This window comes from Bythopirellula polymerisocia (assembly GCF_007860015.1).
Taxonomy (GTDB): Bacteria; Planctomycetota; Planctomycetia; order Pirellulales; family Lacipirellulaceae; genus Bythopirellula; species Bythopirellula polymerisocia.
In genome coordinates this window covers 228,626-246,483 of the sequence record NZ_SJPS01000001.1, presented here as the reverse complement: position 1 = coordinate 246,483, position 17,858 = coordinate 228,626, and the positions used below count along the sequence as shown (strand labels likewise).

General features: G+C 54.3%; 13 protein-coding genes. 4 read left to right on the top strand and 9 right to left on the bottom strand.

Annotation, left to right across the window (positions count from 1 at the left end; genetic code table 11):
- The first annotated feature begins 21 nt into the window (after positions 1–21).
- The 3 genes from Pla144_RS00970 (at position 22) to Pla144_RS00960 (ending at position 5,757) form a co-directional block, all read left to right on the top strand.
- Entirely contained in the window at positions 22–1,581 is a 1,560-nt protein-coding gene (locus Pla144_RS00970) for a M14-type cytosolic carboxypeptidase (protein WP_197530297.1), read from the top strand.
- A 10-nt stretch (positions 1,582–1,591) separates the two neighbouring features.
- A complete protein-coding gene (locus Pla144_RS00965) occupies positions 1,592–4,534 on the top strand; it encodes a PEP-CTERM sorting domain-containing protein (protein ID WP_146447455.1) in 2,943 nt (980 codons plus the stop codon).
- Positions 4,535–4,818: 284 nt separating this feature from the next.
- Positions 4,819–5,757 carry a PfkB family carbohydrate kinase gene (locus Pla144_RS00960; protein ID WP_146447454.1) on the top strand — a complete coding sequence of 313 codons (939 nt, stop codon included), beginning with the start codon at positions 4,819–4,821 and terminating at the stop codon, positions 5,755–5,757.
- A gap of 12 nt (positions 5,758–5,769) precedes the next feature.
- Here Pla144_RS00960 and Pla144_RS00955 read toward each other — a convergent pair whose 3' ends face one another.
- Positions 5,770–8,004 carry an ABC transporter permease gene (locus Pla144_RS00955; RefSeq protein WP_146447453.1) on the bottom strand — a complete coding sequence of 745 codons (2,235 nt, stop codon included), beginning with the start codon at positions 8,002–8,004 and terminating at the stop codon, positions 5,770–5,772.
- The gene (locus tag Pla144_RS00950; RefSeq protein ID WP_146447452.1) at positions 8,001–9,152 is read right to left on the bottom strand and encodes an HlyD family secretion protein; all 1,152 of its coding nucleotides are present in this window, start codon (positions 9,150–9,152) and stop codon (positions 8,001–8,003) included. The genes Pla144_RS00955 and Pla144_RS00950 overlap by 4 nt, the downstream gene beginning before the upstream one ends.
- Positions 9,153–9,282: 130 nt before the next feature.
- Between Pla144_RS00950 and Pla144_RS00945 the strand changes: the two genes are divergently transcribed.
- Complete coding sequence (locus Pla144_RS00945; RefSeq protein ID WP_146447451.1) at positions 9,283–11,778, top strand: alpha/beta hydrolase family protein; 2,496 nt, start codon at positions 9,283–9,285, stop codon at positions 11,776–11,778.
- 14 nt (positions 11,779–11,792) lie between these two features.
- Here Pla144_RS00945 and Pla144_RS00940 read toward each other — a convergent pair whose 3' ends face one another.
- From Pla144_RS00940 to Pla144_RS00905, 7 genes are all read right to left on the bottom strand, one after another.
- Entirely contained in the window at positions 11,793–12,740 is a 948-nt protein-coding gene (locus Pla144_RS00940) for a hypothetical protein (RefSeq protein ID WP_146447450.1), read from the bottom strand.
- 32 nt (positions 12,741–12,772) lie between these two features.
- Positions 12,773–13,705, bottom strand: a complete 933-nt coding sequence (locus tag Pla144_RS00935) for a S16 family serine protease (RefSeq protein WP_146447449.1) — start codon at positions 13,703–13,705, stop codon at positions 12,773–12,775.
- 570 nt (positions 13,706–14,275) lie between these two features.
- Entirely contained in the window at positions 14,276–14,932 is a 657-nt protein-coding gene (locus Pla144_RS00930) for an FMN-dependent NADH-azoreductase (protein ID WP_146447448.1), read from the bottom strand.
- A gap of 78 nt (positions 14,933–15,010) precedes the next feature.
- Complete coding sequence (locus tag Pla144_RS00925; RefSeq protein ID WP_146447447.1) at positions 15,011–15,682, bottom strand: cysteine hydrolase; 672 nt, start codon at positions 15,680–15,682, stop codon at positions 15,011–15,013.
- A gap of 44 nt (positions 15,683–15,726) precedes the next feature.
- Positions 15,727–16,326 (bottom strand): pyridoxamine 5'-phosphate oxidase family protein, encoded by a 600-nt coding sequence (locus tag Pla144_RS00920; protein WP_146447446.1) that lies wholly within the window; start codon positions 16,324–16,326, stop codon positions 15,727–15,729.
- Positions 16,327–16,538: 212 nt separating this feature from the next.
- Complete coding sequence (locus Pla144_RS00910) at positions 16,539–17,009, bottom strand: nuclear transport factor 2 family protein (RefSeq protein WP_146447445.1); 471 nt, start codon at positions 17,007–17,009, stop codon at positions 16,539–16,541.
- 73 nt (positions 17,010–17,082) lie between these two features.
- A complete protein-coding gene (locus Pla144_RS00905) occupies positions 17,083–17,676 on the bottom strand; it encodes a carboxymuconolactone decarboxylase family protein (protein WP_146447444.1) in 594 nt (197 codons plus the stop codon).
- Positions 17,677–17,858: the final 182 nt, after the last annotated feature.

Here is a 17,858-nt window from a genome sequence, read left to right as displayed (position 1 = left end):
TTTTTGGATATGACAGGCAGGATGCCTGCCCCACGTAAGAAATACAACACGCCAATGACAATGCCTACCAAGAAAATAGTCTGCGCTTGCTTGCTGATTTTACTCAGCGTGTCTAGCGCTCGGGCTGTCATTACGCTCGACGGTGATTTCGACCATGGCGGGTTGGATGAGGCCAACTCGTCGGTTGCTGGTAATCTCGTGATGCTTGCTGGACGCGACAATTACAATGCGGGAGATTGGAAATGGCTCTACTTCTCAGCTGATGGAGTCAACGGCCTGCAACCAACATTTCGCATCGGCGACAACTTTAACACGGGAGGAAGTAGCCTCGTCGGTCATGCGATGGTCTATAGCTATGATCAGGAGAATTGGTCTTTCTTCGACAACAATGCTCGCAGTAGCTCGGCTGGCACTTTCACATTTTCTAACAACAGTGCTTTTACTCAGAATCAGGTCTGGGTGGCGTACGGACTTCCCTACTCGGCGGGGCGAACGGCGAGCCACACCAGTCAGCTTGTCAGCAGTCCGTGGGTTTCTCCGACACTGAGCGGTAACAGTTCACTTGTGATCGGCCAATCGCCTGGGGGCATTGACGATCTGGGGCGCACGGTTATGCCGCAGGATATGTACGGTTATAAGATCTCCGATCCCACGGGTGTCCCCGATAAGAAAAAGATCGCCTTAGTGAGTGGGGTCCATTCCAACGAAACGTTGGGGAATTACAATCTCGAAGGCCTCGTGGATTTTTTGGTGAGCGATGACATTGAAGCTTCGCTATTGCGCAAGTACGCCGACTTCTATGTGTATCCCATGGCGAATCCGGACGGTCGTTTTGCAGGGTACAATCGAAGCACCGTGCAACGGGAATCTCTTGACCCCAATCGATATTGGGTGCCGCCCAATTACAACAATCTGGATGATATCGAAGTGGTCGGGGACGCCTTAATTGCCGACACGGGGGGGGATGTGGATTATCTGCTCGATTTCCATTCCACCGTTAACGGTAAGGATGGGCACCACGGACTCATCTTGCCAGCCTATCAATCCGATCCCATGTGGTTGAATCTGTTGCAGTTGGATCCAGGGGTGCATACCCAGGGCGCCAGTTTGATCGATGATACTGGAGCCAAGTTTGGTCGTGTTCACTTGAATGCTGAATTCTCGGCCACTTTTGAGACACAATTCCTGGCGGGAGAAAACATCGATCGCTTCCTGACGTTAGGGCGCAACTTCGGCCTTGCCTTCGAGCGAACGTTTGTGGTCGCGGCTGATCTCAACTTTGACGGCCAACTGACTTCGCTGGACTGGAACTTGTTTCTAGCCGGGAGCGAGACCAACTTGTCTATTCTGTCGCCGATCGACGCTTATGCTGCTGGCGACCTTAACGGCGACGGTTTTAATGACATCATCGATTTTGGTATATTCAAGAACGCGTATGTCCTGGCAAATGGGCTTCCAGGTTTTCAGGCACTCTTTACCCAGGTGCCCGAACCGAATTCAAAATCAACAACCTTGATCGCCTTGTTTTGCCTTGCGCTATTTCGTATTTCTCGACATCCCCTTTGTTCTGGATCCTTTTGAGGAGCTAGTTATGTTTTGCTATCGATTGAATGTTTTTGCCTCCACGACACTCGCTTGTCTGCTATTCATTTCCCAACCCTGTCTTGCGGTCGATTTTCATGCCTTTGAATTCTCAGGGGGCATTGGCCAATTTCTCTCCCAAGCCCCCAATACGGGAACGCCTGGTATTGAGACTTGGGACGAATCCAACTTGCTCACAGATTCGGAAACAGATGGGGCAGGAAATTTCCGCATCGCGAAATTCAACGATAGCATTGCCAACAACTATTTGCAGATTGAAAACATTACCTCATCGACCGTAGGGAGTCGCTATATCGTCGTACGGATGTCAGGTTGGGACTTCTACGATAATGTGCCGGGAGAGGGGGAAGAAATCCGCTTCGATTTCTTGGACGATGATACTGGCAATAGTGGTAGCAGTGTGACGTCGCAGGTTCGAATAGATCGAAACACTGATACCGGCGACATCGAACTTCGCGGAACGGCGATCGGTGTAGGTTCAAGTGATATCTCCAGTCGTGCCACACTCAATACAACCCAAACCTCTCCGTTCACGATGGTTTTGGAACTCAACAAGACCTCGAATACCTATGAAGTCTTTTACAAAGATGGACCGAATCCGTCTCAAGCTCTGGGGGCTGCTCCAATCTCTCCTGGCCGAAACGGTAATTCGATGCGTTTTACAGTGAACAACAATTTTGGCAGCACACTTGATGAGTTCTTCTCGATCGATCGAATTGCTCTTAGTGACACCAATCCACTCACAGACCTTATGACTTTAGAAGTCGATCGAATAACGGGAGTGATGACACTCAAGAATACCACAGGAGCAGCTCTCAGTAATCTTAGGTCATACTCGATTACGTCAGAAGCAGGTGCCTTGAACTCAGCGAATTGGAAGTCGGTGACGGACAACTACGATCAGGCTCCCCAAAATGGAAGCGTCGATATTGATGGAGCGTGGTCGAAGACTTCGACTACTGCTTTCGATCTCAGCGAGGGGGTCATTGGTGGCAATGGCGGCAACCTTAGTAACAATCAAATGGTCGTCTTGAGCCAAGGAAGTGGCTCTTGGATCAAGAGCCCGATTGAAGACCTGGAAGTCACACTCAATTTTGATGGCGGAATCACCCGCAAGGCCAATGTAAATTTCGTCGGTAACGGAGGTAAGCGGTTTGTCGTGGGTGATCTTGATTTCAACGGTTCGATCACGACTTCTGACTGGACAATCTTTAATGCGGGTGCCGAGCTTAACTTGGCTGGATTGACTGAGGCACAAAAATACCAAGCCGGTGATCTCAATAACGATGGCTTTAACGACATTTTTGATTTCTCAATATTCAAGAATGCGTACGTTGCGGCGAACGGGTTGCCAGCTTTTGAGGCGCTGATTGCCGGGGTTCCTGAGCCAAGTACTGTCCTATTGTTAGCAACGGGAAGCCTATTGCTTTTGGGTCGTCGGCGTCGGCTACAGCAAAACTTTGTCGAAATACGATTAGACTCACATATCAAACATGAGGATCGCAACATGACCTGCTTCACGAAACCACTTGCCGGTGTGGCTATGGCACTTGCTGTGCTCTTTATCGCCGGTGGCACGACTCAAGGCGCCATTCTGGAGGAATTCTTGTTTGACGATCCCAATGGAACTTTGCTGGCCGACACCTCAAACAACGCCACACCTGGGAATATGTGGGGTGAAGATACCGTCGATATGTCGGGTTCTAGCGTGCAGAACGGCAAGTATCGAATTCAGAAGTCGAATAATGATTTCGGCACAAATTATCTGGACGTAGCGAACGTGACATCTGGCAAGGCGTGGTGGGTGGCAGAGATGTCAGGATGGAATTTCTCTTCGATTGTTGGACCTGGCGAATTCGACGCAGGGGAACCGGAAGAGATCCGCTTTGCCTTTCTGAATAACGATGGAAATGCACAGGGTGGCAGCACGATCACCGCTCAAGCAAACATCCAGCGCAATTCGGCAGGAGGAATCGAATTGGTGGGTAGGCTCACTACCGGTGCACCCGAATTCGGTCCCCTGCCCTTGACTCTCAATCGGACGACTCCATTTACTGTTGTATTGGAAATCGATGAAGATGCCGAAAACTATTCGGTATACTACAAAGACAACGCTGGGCCTTTCACGTTGCTTGGCACGGCACCCCACCAGTCTGGGCGAGATGGGCTTGCTGTGAGGTTCGTGGCCAACAACAACTTTGGAGGCACTGGAGAGTTTTTTGACATTGACCGGATGTATCTCACCAATACCAATCCTACGAATGTGAACCCGGACCGACTCACTTTGCAAGTGGATGCTGCGTCAGGCTTGATGAGGCTAATCAATGACACGTCGACGACATTTGAAATCGACGCCTATACTATCAGCAGTTCGACAATTAGTGGTGACCTGAATATCGCCGGTTGGAATAGCTTGAATGACCGAGTCCCCGGCTTAGATGCGGTTGATGGTCCCGATGGTGGTACGACCGCTGGCGACGGCGTGGGCGAAACCTGGGACGAAGCTCCGGGTTCGAGTAACAAGGTGTTGGCTGAGCGATTCTTATTGGGCAAGTCAGTATTTGCCACTAATCGCATGGAAACACTTGGCAATGCGTTCAAAGTGGGTGGGGACATCAATTCGCTCAGTTTCCAGTATCGCAATGCCGATACAGGGGCCGTGGTAACTGGTAATGTCGTTCCAGCCTCGCTGGGTATCAACGCGGACTTTGATGGTGATGGTAACGTCGATGGTCGTGATTTCTTGCTCTGGCAGCAAGGAGCTACGAGTCCACCCTTGAGTGCAGCGGCACTGGCGGCCTGGAAGGCGCAGTATGGTAGCGGCACTTTGCAAGCAGCGGCACAAGCCGTACCTGAACCAGTCTCGGTGCTGCTTATCGGAATGGGTTTGGTTGGATTGGGCTGTTTCCGGACGCGGCGTTTGAGCCTGTGAATATGCTTTCTTGCGACACGTTGGTCATTTTGTAAGAATGAAAGGCGGATGAACGCTGATTGGGCGGATTTGCGCTGATTGTTGTTTTTGCAATTTTAAATTATCCTAACTCGTTGTCTGGAAAGATGATAATCTCTCGCAGAGGCACAGAGAGAGCAGAGGACTAATAACCATATTCTTTGTGTCTCTGTGCCTCTGTGAGAAAAATCTCTTGGTGGCGGCCTGGGGCCGAGATGGGATTATCCGTGGCCTTTTTTCTGAATTAGATTGAACACATATTTCGCGTGTCGCACTTCACTCCCAATTCCGGACCCTACACTGTTGTTGGCTTGGGCGAAGCGCTGTTTGATTGTTTTGGTGAGCGGACGGTGCTGGGTGGGGCACCTGTGAATCTGGCGGTGCATGCCAATCAATTGCTGTGTCATGCTCACTGCCGGGGGGTGGTTGCCAGTGCTATTGGCAGCGATCCGCTCGGAGAACGGCTGCAGAAGGAGCTTGCAGCGAGGGGGATGACGACCGATTATCTTACGGTTGTCCCCGAAGTGCCGACGGGAACCGTGCAAGTGACTGTCGATGTTGCCGGGCATCCCCAGTACGAGATCACAGAGAACGTCGCGTGGGACGGGATTGAGTTCACTGACTCATTGGCCCAATTGGCGAAAAGTTGCTCGGCCGTTTGCTTTGGTACATTGGCTCAGCGAGCGCCGATAAGTCGCAAGTCTATCCAGCACTTTCTGGCTTCAGCGAAAAATGCCCTGCGGGTGTGCGACATCAACCTGCGGCAGCAATTCTTCACAGCAGAAGTCATCGAGAGCAGCTTGCAGGCTGCCAATGTCGTCAAACTCAACGAGGAAGAACTCTCTGTCATTGGAGAACTCCTCAAACTTGAGTCGCGCGAGCTACCAGTGGACGACCAGATTGCGGGACTGCAACGCCGGTTTGACCTGTCGGTCGTGGCATTCACCCGGGGCGAAGCTGGGACCGTTTTGTACTCAGGCGACGAACGGGTCGAGGGGGAAGTGCCAAAGTATCTGCGTCAGCCGCAGGCTGACAGCGTTGGTGCCGGGGACTCGTGTTGTGCTGCCCTGATAGTCGGGCTGCTGCTGGGGAAACCGCTCGGGGAGATTGTTACCCTGGCCAATCGGGTGGGAGCGTTCGTGGCCTCGGTGCAGGGAGCGACGCCGGAGTTGCCCGCGGAGATTCTAGAGTTGGTTGGTCGCTAAACCGCAAACGTCTTATTCGAGTTGCTTGCGAAAGCGGCTCACACTAATGGTGAGGACCACGATTGCGCAGATCACCAGGCCAGTGACCATCGGCACCAAGTCCAGCAGGCCCGCACCGCGGAGGACGATTCCGCGCAGGATTTCAATGAAGTACGTTGCGGGGATCGCAAAAGTCACCAGATAGATCGGCAGCGGCATTTGGCTGCGAGGGAAAACGAAACCCGAGAGCAACACCGACGGGAGCATCACCACAAAGGCGAATTGTACGGCCTCGACCTGGCTCTTGGCGATTGTCGAGACCAATAGCCCCAGTCCCAGCGAGCAGACCATGAACAGCATTGAAAGCGATAACAGCAATCCCACGCTGCCGCGAATTGGCACACCGAACAAGTAGATCATCACGGTGAGCATTATCAGGGTCTCGATGAATCCCACGATTGCATAGGGAATCAGTTTTCCCAGCAGTAACCCAGCACGACTCACCGGAGTGACAAATAGTTGCTCCAGCGTGCCGAGTTCTCGTTCGCGGACGATGGCAAACGACGTGAGAAACAAGGTCACAAGTTGCAGAATGATACCCACCAGCCCCGGGACGAAGAAGTGGGCGCTTTCAAGATCGGGGTTGTAAAGCAGTCGGGGCCGGATGTCGATCGGTAGGTCGGCACGCCCGGTGGGATCGCGTGCCGGTGCCATCTGCACTGCCTCGGCTTTTTGCCGCGCGAGTTGCAGGGAGAGATTCACACCCAGAAGTTGCGACGTATTCAGTGCAGTGGTGGCCACCTGCGAATCGCTGCCATCGATAAGCACTTGCACTTCGACCTGTTCGCCGCGAATCAGGCGGTCGGAATAGTAAGGCGGAATCTTCATACCGACCTTCGCATCGCCGGTGGCCATCCAGCGCTGGAAAGAATCTTCATCCCCGACATTACCCACCACATCGAATCGCCTTGTGTTGACAAAGGCATCAACAAGCTGCTGACTCGGCTGGCGGCCATCCATGTTGAACACGACCATGGGGATGTGCTCGACTTGGATGTCAATCGCGTACCCGAAAATGATGGTCTGCATGACCGGCACCACGAGCATGAAGAAGATCGTCGAGGGTTGGCGACGGATGTGGAAGAATTCCTTTACCATCACGGCCAAAAGCCCCGCGAAGGGGCCGCCACGTTTATTCTCATCACCTGGCTTTGTAAGCGCAGCAACGCCCCGGCCATCTTTTTGAGACAGAGTCAATCTCGGGGCGTTGGTGGAGTAAAGTGTTTCTTGAGAATGTGTTCTGTCCTCCTCCGCGTTTTTAGTGAGAGTGACAAACACATCTTCCAGAGTCGGGGGAACTTCGCGAATATCGGCTTCGTCGACCGAGGTTGAAAGGTGCGTGGCAAGTTTCTCTGGTGTGAGCCGATCATCGACCATCACGTGCACCGTCTCGCCGAACAACGTCGCGTCGCGGACACCCTCCAGTTTGCGAATCTCGGGCAAGCGTTCTGCGGGACGGGGGACTCGGAGTTCGTAGCGCCTGGTCCCAGCGGGTGTTACGGCTGGAAGTGACTTCAAGTCTGATGGCTTGCCAAGGACCAGGAGCTGCGCCATGTAGATGTAGCCCACATCGGTGCAACGCTCTGCCTCGTCCATGTAGTGCGTGGTGACAAAGAGCGTAACCCCGCGACCGGAGAGTTCGAACAGAAGATCCCACAATTGCCGCCGGGCGACCGGGTCGATTCCAGCGGTGGGCTCGTCGAGAAACAGAATCTCGGGATCGTGAATCAAAGAACAAGCCAAAGCAAGTCTCTGTTTCCAACCACCCGAAAGTGTGCCGGCCAACTGGTCGAGCCGATCTTCCAGGCCAGTAAGCCCGAGGACCACCGCTTGCCGTTCGGCAATGCGGGCGTTGTCGAGCCCATAGATACGCCCGTAGAACTCGATGTTTTCCCGAACAGAGAGGTCGGCATACAAGCTGAACTGTTGCGACATGTATCCGACACGCCGCTTGATCTGCTCGGCGTCGCGGACGGCGTCGTAGCCTAGCACGTTTGCCGATCCTGACGTGGGCGAGAGAATCCCCAGCAGCATGCGGATAATTGTGGACTTGCCGCTACCATTGGGACCGAGCAGCCCAAAGATTGCCGCCTGTTGGACCTGAAAGTTGACGTCCCGCACCGCGACCAAATCGCCAAACGAACGACTCAAGTCGCGGACATCGATAACTGCTTCGCCAGTCTCGTCGCTCAAGACGAGTTCGTTCATGGTGGGGACTTCTCCGCATCGCTTGGCACTCCGTCGAGCCATACGTCAGCCGAAATGCCTGGGCGCAGTACATCGAGTCCCTCCTTGAGAGTCACCTTGATGCGAAACACCTGTTTCGAGCGTTCCTCGGGAGTTTGTACATTGCTGGGCGTGAATTCGGCTCGGCGCGAGATAAAAGTTACTTCGCCAGCAAAGCTTCGCTCGGGCATGCTATCAACAGTCACCTCAACCAACTGGCCCAATTCTAGATCCATCCATCTTTGGGGAACGTAGGCTCGAACCCAGTAGTGGCTCTTGTCGAGTACCGACATGACTGGTGCCCCTGTCGAGACCAAGTCGCCCGGCTGGAGTTCCAGTGCCTCGACAACTCCGTCCACCGGGCTCTTGATCGTGAGTTCTTCAATTCGGTCGTCAATAGCCGCGAGCGCCGCAGCAGCGGAATCCCGCGCCGCGCGGGCGGCGTCGATTTCTTCGCTACGGAATCCCTTCTCGGCGAGTTGCCATGCCAGTCGGGCTTCCTCGACCTGGGCCTTGGCCCCTCGGATTTCTTCTTCGCGAGTTCCTGCTTCGATGAGACTCAGTTCTTCCTCCCGCAAGGTGACCGTTGCCTTGGCCGATTCCAAACCTTCGGTTGCTCGATCATAGTCCTCTTTGATGAAGGCGTTGGTACTGGCCAAACCTTGAATGCGATTGAAGTTTTGCGCGGCCAAACGCATTTCGGCCTGAGCAACACTGAGGCGAGCACGGGCGGCATCGATTTCCTGTTTCCGCGCTCCGGCCACGAGTTGATCCAACTTTGCTTGCAGTTGCTCGTAACGGGCCTTGGCCTGGCCGACTTCTTCCTCGCGATGGCCCGCTTCGAGTCGAGCCAAATCTGCTTCGCTTGCTACCAGATTCGCCTTTGCTACCTCGCGCTGCTGAACCAAATCAAAAGGTTCGAGTCGTACTAGCAATTGACCCGCCTCGACGGGTGACCCTTCTTCGACAAGCACTTCCTGCACACGACCACCGACTCGAGAACCGAGACGGATTTCCTCAGCTTCGATGAATCCCGACACGTGATTCGATTCGGGTCGCAGCTTGCTGTAGGTGATGAGTCCAGTCAGCAAGGCAACGACCAAGAGAATTGCCAGAATGCGTGCTGTCATGAATCGGGTTCTCGTGTGGTGATTTACAGATACTCTGATTCTAACTGCATTCAGAGAGTGAAACTACTGCGGCCGGAAAGTTAGTCGGACACCCTGGGAAACACTGACCACAAAGGTTACAACCGAGGTCATGAACCGACTCGCATGTTTATATCGCTACGGAATTGTTTCCCTGGCCTTGCTGCTGTCTGAGCAACTCGTTCTGCCGGTTCATGCCGAGGAATTTGCAAAAAATAAACTTGTGATTTCTGAATTTCTCGTGATTCCCCAAGTGGGTCGGTACGGACGCGTTCCGAATCATGTTGATCCATTGCAGGCCGCGATTGCCAAAGGATCGTGGAAAGCACCCTATGTCGGTGATAGCGTTCTCGGTCACGGCGGAAGGGCACTTACTTGGAACAGTGCAAAATCGGATTCAACAGGATGGCTGGAACATTCTTCGCTCCGCGGGGGATATGCCTATGCCGAAGTCACTACGATAGAGCGGCAGGTCGTGCTACTGGAGGCGTCGGGGCACGCGATGGTATTTATCAATGGCGAGCCGCGCGTTGGCGATCCGTATCTTACGGGGCGAACCATCCTGCCCATCGTCTTGCGTGAGGGACGCAACGAGTTGCTGTTTCATTGTGCCGCAGGCAAATTGAGAGCGGAGTTGATTCGGCCCCAGCAAGAGGTTTTCTTTGATCAGCGCGATATGACACTTCCTTCGCTTGTCGAGGGCGAAACCAGCCCGCTTTGGCTGGGAGTCTTGCTGGTGAATTGTCGGGAGAAAAGCCTCGTCAATTGCCAGGCAACCGCCAGCTTTGACTCGGGAAGTTCGCTGATCACCAAGGTAGACAGCATACCTCCCCTGGGCGTACGCAAGGTGGCGATTCCGCTCGATCCGAGCACATTCAAGGAGCCTAAGCTTCCTGCAAAGGTTCCCGTCAATTTGTCCCTCAACGAGCTAGCCAAAGATAATCCCACAGCCACGACCACGATTGAGTTATCGATGGTCGGCAAACAGAAGATGCAGAGGCGTACGTTTCGCAGCAAGTTGGATCAGAGCGTTCAGGCTTACGATGTGCTTCCGGCTGAAACGAACACAGACATACCTTCCTTGCCTGTTGGCATGCTTGTGACTCTGCACAGCGCCGACGAGTCAGGTGGGCAGCAACTCGCCCAGTATGGTCCGGTCCCCTCTATTTCGATTCTTGCTCCCAGCGGCAGGCGAACTAAGGGATGTGACTGGGAAGGATGGTCAGCAACCGATGCGCTGGAAGCATTGGACGATGCGGCCCAGCATTTTGCATTTGACGCTCGCCGTGTGTGGCTGAGAGGCACTGGCACCGGAGGACATGGCGCATTGCGACTGGGAAGCACGGCCCCCAATCGGTGGGCTGCTTTAGCGCCCACCAATGCTTGGTTGGAATACGCAGTAAGAGAGTCGACACCTACCGACGGGCAGACACCGATTCAAGCAATGCTCGCAAGAATCAACGCAGCCGGGGAACTGGCTCCGCTTTTAGTAAATACGGCTCACGCTGCAATTCTGCTAGAAAGCATCGGCCAGCGGTCAGGCCGGTCTGCCGATGACTCACGCGAAATCGCACAAACCCTGTCCCTATTTCACCCGGACTTTATCTTCCGTCAACGGACCGATTTCACACCCGCTAGTTTGGCATCCGCCAGGGAGGAACTGCTGAGGTTTTGTCGGGACCACACGGCTCCGCTCGTTTCGGAGGTGGACTTGGTCGATTGTGTCACATTCGATCCTGGCAAAAACTCTCGGGTTGAGTGGCTCACGATCCTGCAACAAATCGAGCAGGGGTCACTAAGCCGCGCAGCTGTGCGGTATGATCCTGAGCAACGCTTGTACCTGGGAATGACATCGAATGTCGCTGCGTTGTCGATCGCGGTTGCTCATCTTGAGAAAGACACGACCGTGGACGTCGTCCTGGATGGTGAGCCAATCGGCCAGTCCGCGGTCGATGGGGGACAGCTCATATTCGTCCACGACGAGTTCGGATGGCATCCCGCTCCTGAGTTACCAAAAGTGCTAAAGCAACCCCAGCGCTACGGTGGATTCCGCAGTGTGTTTGCCAATCAGCCGATTCTTGTCTACGGCACGCATGGCAGCGATGAAGAAAACGCCTGGGCTCTGGCCAAGTCCCGTTACGATGCCGAGACCTGGTTGGTGCGAACCAACGGCTCGATCGACGTCGTTGCAGATACATCCTTCGATCCCACGAGCGAGCCCGATCGCAACATAATGCTCTACGGCAATGCCGACACCAACTCGGCTTGGCCGCGGCTCCTGTCGACCTCTCCCGTGCAAGTCCGCAACGGGAACGTGATTATCGATCGCCGACCCGAGGTGGGGGATGATCTGGCCTGCGTATTCGTCAGGCCCCGCCAGCGCAGCTCAACAGCGATTGTCGGAGTGGTGAGCGGTACGGGAATCACCGGAATGCGGGCCACCGACCGCCTGCCGTATTTTGTGAATGGTGTCAACTTTCCCGATCTGCTACTCCTGAGCGCCGAAAGTCTCACTCAAGGTGATGACGACATCAGGGCGGCTGGCTACTTTGGCCTCGGCTGGACAGTGGAACCGGGGGAGATTGTGTGGCGCGATGTGGCGCTATAAGCGGAAGAAACAGGTCAATTCCCCACGCCTTTGACGCCTGCAAGTCGCCGCAAGACCTGGGCGGTCACGTTCACGTTGAAGTAGCCTTCCAGCGCATCGAGTCGATCTTCCTCACCTCTACCTTCGGACGTACGGGCTACCGAGTAGAGTTGCAAACAGGTCGTTGCATCAATGCCATTGTCAATCAGCGAACCAATGGCTCGGTTGGCTTGTCCCCGTGAATCCTCCAGCCAATCGGTGAGCGTTTTTTCACTTCGCACGCCGATGATGTTGTAGTACTCGTCCGTTTCAATTCCCAGCGAGTAATACTTGGCTATCAACATGGCGGACCATGTATGCAACATCGTCGTGGCAGAAAGCCGAGCATAATTATACTGGGGTCCGGTACCGAAATAATTATGCAGGTTGGGCAAGACTTCAGTCGCTGCAAGTCTGGCTGCAGCATAGTCGACGTCACGGTACATGAGTTCTGCCCGGGCCGAATCCTGTTGCAAGCCATAGCGACTGCCAACGCGCTTCACCTCAATCTCATCCACGACCGTGAGACTGGCAATGGCACAGTGCTCATAAAACCTGGCCAGTTCAACGACACCCTCATCGTTGGTCACGGGCCGACCTTCATAGCTATTCGCCAGTTCCAGATAGTCCATCGCCAACATCATGTCCAACCAGGCAATCAATTGCTGTTCTGCGGTAGTTAAAATCAATTCAGTATTTTCGTCTTCATCTTTTAGCTTGATGTTCCGCATTTTTTCGGAGAGCGCTTTGTAGCACAAGCCTTCGTAGAAGGCTTCGCAGGCACCCATATAGACAGCGACTTGCTCAAGGGTCGTAGGTCGGTAGAAACGCATCGCAGAGGCGGTCTTGTCGACTTCCTTGGTGAGCCAATCGTCTTGAAAAAGCAACTTGCGCGTTCCCTCCCAGTCTTCTTCGTTCTCTACTGCGTGGTAATAGCGGCCCATTTCATGAGCATTCCACGCCTGGGCGGCAGAGATCACTGCATCCCAATAGGCCGAGGCAAACTCCCCTTGCTGGTTGCCGCCAGGCTACGCTTCATCAAGTCTTCAGAACCTTCCAGAAAATCATCGGCGTAGTCCGAGTGTCTGTCCTCGTCCCAGGAGGAATACGCTTTGTGAGCACGACTCTGCAGTTCAATCCATTTCTCGGTCCGCTCGCGGAGGTGGTTGCTCATCATGGATGAAACCATCGGCAATGTTATTTCCTTGTGCCGCGGCAACTTCTTTCCTGTGAATAATTCGTAGGCTTCCCACACGTCGTTGACTTGATGAACCGTTAGACCCTGTTTCTTTCCGTGTTCCACGAGATCAATGTGTTCTTTGGAATACGCGTCGTATTGCAGACGAGTAAAAGCCGGAATCAACACGGTCTTCTTCCCGGCTTGAGCTGCACCTTCGAGCTTGTAAGCAATTCCGCCCACGGGGCCGATCGTGCCGTCGGGGTTGATCGTGCCCGTCATGGTGACTTCCTCGTTGAGCTGATCGCCTCGCACGGCAGGAAGGATTCCCACGGTGAACAGTGCGCCGGCACTGGGTCCATCGATCTTTCCTTCGACCGAAACGGCGACCTGCATGGCATGGGGATCGAAATCAAGAAGTTGAGAGGCAGTGAGTGCCGCCTGCCAGGAGGTTGCCCGCCACAATTGTCCTGTACCTCCTAGTATCGACTCAAACACGCCGACTCGAATCGTTCCATGGGGATACCCTCCGACCGTAATCGGCACCTTGTCGCATCCTCCCCATGGTTTCTTGCCAGGGCCAGGGTCGTAATACGCCAGCGGGTAGACATTGACAGTCACCGACTGCAAGGCATCCCCTGGTTCCGTGCCTTCCTCATGCGCCGAGCAATTGCGTGTCGCTGTACCAAAAAGAATCGACAACAATATCGACGCAACACCAAGGAATTTCATCGCAGAAACCTTTCAGCTACCAATGAATTAAGATCTTTTCGGGAAACGACAATTCCCTTGCCTTCGAACACGACCTACAAACAGGATAGTTAGATTGAATAGAGAAATCTAGCAGACAAGCGGCCGAGATCGAGATGCATTTCTACGCTAAGGTGCCGACCAGTTTTGAGAAAATCTCATGCTAAGAGAATTCCAAAAGCACACGTAATTGGGACCCTGCTCAGACTTGGCCAGTTTCCGTTCGAGCCTGAGGGCGATTTCTCCGACCGCAATATAGACCGGTGCCTATTGCCCCCAGGAGCTGCCTTCCTTGGTCGCAAGAATGAAACTTGCACAAGATTCCCAAAAGCATGACCACGGTGCAGTACGCATGATGGCGCAGCTGCAGAGGTCTCCTCCACCTCATTCAATTTCCCCAGGCCGAATCTCGCTGGTGTTGGTCCAGCCGCTTCGCCTTGGCGATGGACCAAATCTGCATCGGTGAATCGACTCCGGCAGGGATGCCCGCGGTTTCGAAACACGCTCAACCCTGCCGAACGAACGTTATCCACGACATATTGGACAAAACGGCTATAAAGTTTTGACCAGCTTTTCGACGAGAGTAACGACGCCACCTAGCGCTTCGTCAATGGATCTGCGATGGCGGTCATCGCCAAACTCTTGATATTCAATACCGATATGGTGAATGTCGTCGTCCCCATTAACGCCGAGATAGAAAGAGCAAGTCTTTATGTGAGGTACCAAGTGATTCATGTGTTCCCGTACTCCCCCAGTTTCGAATCCGAATTCACCCGATGAAGTAAGGATGACAAGTGTCTTGTCAGATAGAATCGGCTCGAGTGGAAAGTCACCGCGGTCAAGATCGAAGGAGAAGGTTTTATTGAGGCGAATAACTTGGTCGAACCACGCTTTCAGCGATGAAGGCATACCATAATTATACATCGGCGTACCAAGTAATATGATGTCAGCAGCCGCGAGCTCTGCAATAAGAGCATCCGAAAGAGTGAGCATGTTTGCCTGCTCCACTGATCGGTCGGCAGGAGGCGTGAAAGCGCAAGCAATCCATTCTTCGGTCACGGGCGGTGGCGGCTCTCTGCCAACGTCTCGTTCAACGACCACATCTTCCGGACGGCGTTTCAACCAGTTTTGTACGAAATGCGAAGAGAGGCGTCGCGTAAGTGAACGCTCACTTCGGGCGCTAGCATTGAGTTTGAGGATTGTAGTCATGGTTTTTCGTTGGATATTTGAAGGATCGCGTAAATTTGGGACGGATTCTTGGCCGCGCTCGGCGTACTTGCCGCGGCATCAAAGAGAGGCGATGCGACGGACTGCCTCGGCGGTATCGAGCGTCTCGCTGGCGAGCATGTGGTAGTTCGTCTTTGCTGCCGCCATGCCATTGAACTCTGGCAGAATGGCCGCAGCGGTAGCATCCCAAGCGACAGCTACTTCAAAACCCTGCTCCAATAGCTCGCGTAGATGCGACTCGACGCACAGGTTCGCCGACATGCCGGCCAGCAGCACCTTGTCGATGCCTCGCTTACGCAGTTGCAGTGCAAGGTCGTTTGACTCCGGCCCGAAGACCTTGTGCGGACTGGCGATGACTGATTCGCCATCGTCGATGTACGGCTTGTAACGTTCGAGCCAATCAGCGCCAGAACCCTCGAAGCTCGTTAAGTCTAGCGGACCCGGACGGTCAAACATCTTGATGTCATGCATCAGCCGTTCGAGAGAGCCTTCAAATCTCCACTTGTGATCATGCGGAAAGTAATAGTGTGGCGAGATGAATACGGGTAGCGAAGCTTCTTTCGCAGAACGGAACAGAGACTCGATGTTTTCGACGGTCTTGTTCTCGGTAATGCTTTGGCCGACGACGCCCCACGCGACGCCTTCGGAACTCAGGAAGTCATTCTGGGGGTCGATGACTACCAGGGCGGTGTCATTATGGGAGAATTCGAATCCGGGGATTGGCAACGGCATGACAAACTCCTTGGAGTGAAAGGGGAAATGATTCTTGAACTGGATTACGCTACGTCGCCAAGCCGAGCTTTCAGATCATCGATCTCTCGCATGAGACGCTCGATCTCGAACTGAACTTTGGACTCAGGAATGCGGCGATGAATGTGTTGCGGGCAATTGACGTCCCACGCCTCAATGGCGAATACAATTGCGCGTTCGACTGCTGCGGGATAACTCGGGTCGGATAGTTCGGAATTCAACTGGTCGTCGCCTTCGACGACACGAGCGCGGCCCCAGACTTTGACGCGGCGTTGGTTTTCGTAGTCCATTAAGAAGAGGAATGCCTTGGAATTCTCCGAAAGGTTTCCCACCGACAGATACTGCTGATTGCCGCCGAAGTCGGCAAAGGCGAGCGTGCCGGGACCGATCGATTTGAGAAAACCGGCCGGCCCGCCGCGGTACTGGATGTAAGGCTGGCCATCTGCCGTCGCGGTGCCAAAGTAGAACATATCAAGGTTCGAGAGGAACTCGGCCAAATCGGGAGTGACTTGCGTCTGCCATCCCCGGCTACGCTCCATCCGATGGTAAGCGGCGCGAGAGCCCTTAGATGCCTGAACTGCTTTCACGGCAGGCGTAAAGGCGATGTCGCTCGGTATCGTGGTCATCAGGTGCTCCTTACTAGTTGCTGGAGTGCGAAAAGGCTGAGTCACTCGCCTACTTGCCTATCAAGAAATGCGAGCATACGGTTAGCAATCAGCACACAGTCCTCTTCCAAAGCGAAGTGGCCCGCGTCGAGCAGGTGGATCTCAACATTCTTCAAGTCTCGCCGGTACCCGGGAATGTGGGACGGTTCGTGAGAATCAACAATGATTCTGTGTCACTTAACGCAGAGCACCATGGCCGGCTCGGGGGGGCGTGGTTCACCTAACGGCCAATGGAATTTCCGCTCCGACTCGGTGATGGAAAGGTCATTGATGCTCGCCTCGCGGCGTCGCATCAGCCCCTCGGGGTCGAACTCCCAGAGTTCGTTCCCGTAGGCTCGCCACCACTGGCCATCGACGTCGCGGTATTCGTACTGGAAGCGAACTGCAATTCGGTTGCCTTCGAACGCCCAAAGGTCCTTCATGAGACGATAGTCTCGTTCTTTGTCCCATTTACTGCTGAGGAACTCGCGAATTTTGTCGCGACCCTGAAGGAACTGGTTGCGGTTTCGCCAAGTTGAATCCTCGCTGTAAGCGAGTGATACGCGGTGAGGGTCCCTGGAGTTCCAAGCATCTTCTGCGGCCCTGACCTTCGCTGCGGCTGTCTCCCGTGTGTAGGGAGGACGAATGGAAGTGGATGTGGACATGATTTCTTTCCAAGTTGGTGTAGAAGGAAATCCACCCGGACCGCCGCGTGCGACGGCCCTAGGCGGAATTGAGTCAGGCGGTGCAGCCACAGGCAGTCGAGCAAGCTGCTGCTTCCGACTCCTCGGTGGCGAGCGGCGCCGCGTCTGGAAAGTCGACGTCGGTCTCCGCGAGGTTGTTGAAGTAATTGGTGAAGACGTTAAGCGCGACGTGCGCCACCACTTCAGTGACCGCATCGTCGTTAAAACCGGCGGCACGGAACGCATCAAGTTGCTCGTCTTCAACACGACCGCGGGACTTGACGACCTCACCGGCAAAGCGAGCCACGGCGCGGCTTGATTCGTCGAATCCGTCTGCACGGCGGGCGGCCTCGATCGCCTCGGGCGATAGGCCGACCATCTTGCCGATCGTCGAATGGGCCGCGAGGCAGTACTCGCAACCGTTCGCTTGGGCGACAGTGAGCGCAACAATCTCGCGCTGCTTCGGGTCGAGGCCGCTGCCATTGCTCAGCGCACCGGAGAATTCTAGGTAGCCACGTAGAGCAGCGGTGGAATTGGCTAAGGCGCGGAGCAGGTTCGGAACTCGTCCGAGCTTCGATTTGACGGCTGTAAACAGTTCGGCCTGTTGCGGGTTGGCCTGTTCGGGAGCGATTTGGGAGAGTCGGGACATAGCTTGCTTTCCTTGTGTGTAGTAATGAGGGTTGAAACTCTCAACGAGTCACATGCTCGTCTGACGTAACCCCTTGCACGGGGTGTGCCAATCTCTACTCAAAATTCGTAAGTGCTTGTGAACGTGACGTTTAGGGGCAATTGCAGCGGTGGCACTTGGCAACGACATGTCGTTGCGTAACG

What these genes read in the sequence shown, in the direction of transcription:
- Pla144_RS00970 (WP_197530297.1), top strand. Translation starts at nt 22, where the DNA reads ATGCCTGCCCCACGTAAGAAATACAACACGCCAATGACAATGCCTACC.
- Pla144_RS00965 (WP_146447455.1), top strand. Translation starts at nt 1,592, where the DNA reads ATGTTTTGCTATCGATTGAATGTTTTTGCCTCCACGACACTCGCTTGT.
- Pla144_RS00955 (WP_146447453.1), bottom strand. Translation starts at nt 8,004, where the DNA reads ATGAACGAACTCGTCTTGAGCGACGAGACTGGCGAAGCAGTTATCGAT.
- Pla144_RS00950 (WP_146447452.1), bottom strand. Translation starts at nt 9,152, where the DNA reads ATGACAGCACGCATTCTGGCAATTCTCTTGGTCGTTGCCTTGCTGACT.
- Pla144_RS00945 (WP_146447451.1), top strand. Translation starts at nt 9,283, where the DNA reads ATGAACCGACTCGCATGTTTATATCGCTACGGAATTGTTTCCCTGGCC.
- Pla144_RS00940 (WP_146447450.1), bottom strand. Translation starts at nt 12,740, where the DNA reads ATGGGCCGCTATTACCACGCAGTAGAGAACGAAGAAGACTGGGAGGGA.
- Pla144_RS00935 (WP_146447449.1), bottom strand. Translation starts at nt 13,705, where the DNA reads ATGAAATTCCTTGGTGTTGCGTCGATATTGTTGTCGATTCTTTTTGGT.
- Pla144_RS00930 (WP_146447448.1), bottom strand. Translation starts at nt 14,932, where the DNA reads ATGACTACAATCCTCAAACTCAATGCTAGCGCCCGAAGTGAGCGTTCA.
- Pla144_RS00925 (WP_146447447.1), bottom strand. Translation starts at nt 15,682, where the DNA reads ATGCCGTTGCCAATCCCCGGATTCGAATTCTCCCATAATGACACCGCC.
- Pla144_RS00920 (WP_146447446.1), bottom strand. Translation starts at nt 16,326, where the DNA reads ATGACCACGATACCGAGCGACATCGCCTTTACGCCTGCCGTGAAAGCA.
- Pla144_RS00910 (WP_146447445.1), bottom strand. Translation starts at nt 17,009, where the DNA reads ATGTCCACATCCACTTCCATTCGTCCTCCCTACACACGGGAGACAGCC.
- Pla144_RS00905 (WP_146447444.1), bottom strand. Translation starts at nt 17,676, where the DNA reads ATGTCCCGACTCTCCCAAATCGCTCCCGAACAGGCCAACCCGCAACAG.